Source organism: [Phormidium] sp. LEGE 05292, assembly GCF_015207735.1.
Classification (GTDB): Bacteria; Cyanobacteriota; Cyanobacteriia; order Cyanobacteriales; family Aerosakkonemataceae; genus Floridanema.
On record NZ_JADEWG010000313.1, the window covers coordinates 1 to 2,188 of the forward strand.

The 2,188-nt window shown below is 42.3% G+C and carries 2 protein-coding genes and 2 pseudogenes; 3 read left to right on the plus strand and 1 reads right to left on the minus strand.

The genetic code is table 11. The features are described 5' to 3' along the window. Positions 1–218, minus strand: a pseudogene (locus IQ264_RS33320) (hypothetical protein); the annotation flags it as partial. Positions 219–430: 212 nt separating this feature from the next. Here IQ264_RS33320 and IQ264_RS32255 point away from each other — a divergent pair. The 3 genes and pseudogenes from IQ264_RS32255 to IQ264_RS32265 all read left to right on the plus strand — a co-directional run. Beyond that, on the plus strand, positions 431–997 hold the full coding sequence (locus IQ264_RS32255) for a photosystem I assembly protein Ycf4 (RefSeq protein WP_193986818.1): 567 nt from the start codon (positions 431–433) through the stop codon (positions 995–997). 46 nt (positions 998–1,043) lie between these two features. Beyond that, positions 1,044–1,781: a peptidylprolyl isomerase gene (locus IQ264_RS32260; protein ID WP_193986820.1), complete on the plus strand. Its 738-nt coding sequence runs from the start codon at positions 1,044–1,046 to the stop codon at positions 1,779–1,781. Between the two features lie 78 nt (positions 1,782–1,859). Continuing rightward, a pseudogene (locus tag IQ264_RS32265) lies at positions 1,860–2,188 on the plus strand (beta-ketoacyl-ACP synthase); the annotation flags it as partial.

A 2,188-nucleotide genomic window follows, 5' to 3' on the forward strand; every position in this document is an offset into this window, starting at 1 on the left:
TATGCACAGGGGAATAGCAGTATTCCAGACCAACCGATGAATACGAACCGATCGCGCTTGAGCCAGTCGTCGAGGACATCAAACCATCCTCTTTCTGCTGGGGCGCGTCCGACTGCTATGGTCATTTCAAACCCTCTTGCCTGATTTAAAACTGGGAGGTTTTTAAGTAAGTTAACATAACTATATATTAATTTGTTGCCGAAATTAGGAAAGTTCATAAATTTTAGTTACGTGATTGACTGGCGCAAAGGTTATGAAGAGTGGGAAACTAAAGGATCGGGAACTGGGTAAGGATAGGAGCAACCCATGCTCACAAAACTGGGAAAACTCATTTTCTTCCAATTTTTTTAATAATTAAGCTGGGCTACCAATTTCCCATAGTTCATTGAAATAGCTGAGTTAGTCAAAGATAAATTTGTCGATCACAACCATGACCACAGAAACAATTTCCTCAAGCGATCGCATTCTCCGCCAACAAATTTTAGGTTCGCGTCGGGTCAGCAATTATTTGTTGGCGACAGTAGTTACTATCGGCGGTGTAGGTTTTCTCTTAGCTGGGCTTTCCAGTTATTTACACAAAAATTTGTTGTTTTTTAGCGATCCTTCTCAACTAATTTTTGTCCCCCAAGGAATCGCAATGGGTTTTTATGGAGTGGCTGGTTCACTCTTAGCAATCTACCTCTGGTTGATGATTATTTTAGATGTGGGCGGTGGATATAACGAATTTAATCGGGAAACCGGATTTGTGAAAATTTTCCGTTGGGGTTTTCCGGGCAAAAATCGCCAAGTCGAGGTAGGTTGTCGCATCGAAGATGTCCAAGCCATTCGAGTTGAGATCAAAGAAGGTTTAAATCCCCGACGCGCTCTTTATTTGCGAATTAAAGCACGCAGAGATGTACCTTTGACCAGAGTTGGACAACCTATATCTCTGTCAGACTTAGAAAATCAAGGCGCTCAGTTAGCAAGGTTTTTGGGGGTACCGCTCGAAGGGTTATGATTGTATATCTTGATTCAAAATGTTAGTTGAGTATCTAACTAATAAAATGCAAATCAGAATTTCGCACTGGTTAGTCTCACTCATAATTGTTGGTGCATTGCTGGTTGGAGGATGCACATCCCAGGGAGGTTCTCCCCAGACTTCCGAAAATTCATCAACAACTACCCCTGTATCTATTACTCAAGCAAACAATCCTCAAATGAATAATTTGCCCCGGTTAGAAGGAAAAGCTACTGTAGTTATGGTGGTGAACGGTTCTCCGATTACTATCGAAGTGGATGGCACTAATGCCCCTGTAACTGCGGGAAATTTTGTAGACCTTGTACAACGTGGTGTCTACGATGGCTCAGTTTTTCACAGAGTAGAAAAAAACTTTGTCGTTCAAGGCGGCGATCCTCAAAGTAAAGACCCGAATTTCCGAGGTCAGTTGGGAACTGGTGGTTTTATCGATCCTGAAACAAAACAGCCACGCAATATTCCTTTGGAAATCAAGCCACAAGGTGCAGATACTCCGGTTTATAGCAAAACTTTTGAATCGGCAAGAATTTCTCAACCGCCAGTATTAGACCATAAGCGCGGTGCGGTAGCGATGGCGCGATCGATGTTTCCAGATTCGGCTTCTTCTCAGTTTTATTTTGCTTTGTCTGATATCAATTTTTTAGATGGCAACTATGCAGTGTTTGGGTATGTTACTCAAGGTATGGATGTAGTTGACAAGATTGCTATAGGCAATAAGATTGAGTCGGCTAAAGTAACTCAAGGCGCAGAAAACCTGAAAAAATAGTTTTTGTCATCAAAATAGGAAACAGAGAACAGGGAACAAGGAACAGTTTTTCCTATTTCCTGTTTTTTTACAGGGAGAATGAATGTAAAGATTTTTATCACTGGCATTGGTTTTTTCTCAGCTTTGGGTGATTTGGATTCTAGCTGGCGAAGTTTGTTAGCTGGTAAATCTGCGATTAAGCTGCATCAACCTTTTTCGGAACTAAAGCCAAGACCTTTGGCGATGATTGGCGATCGACCAGCCGAACTATTAACCTTAACTCAGCTAGTTGTAGAATCCGCCTTAAAAGATGCCGGACTAAATCCACCTTTACCAGATTGCGGCGTAGTAGTAGGCTCAAGTCGCAGTCAACAAGCACGTTGGGAACAGTTCGTGCAGGGAACTAGAGAAGATGGGGGGATGTGGGG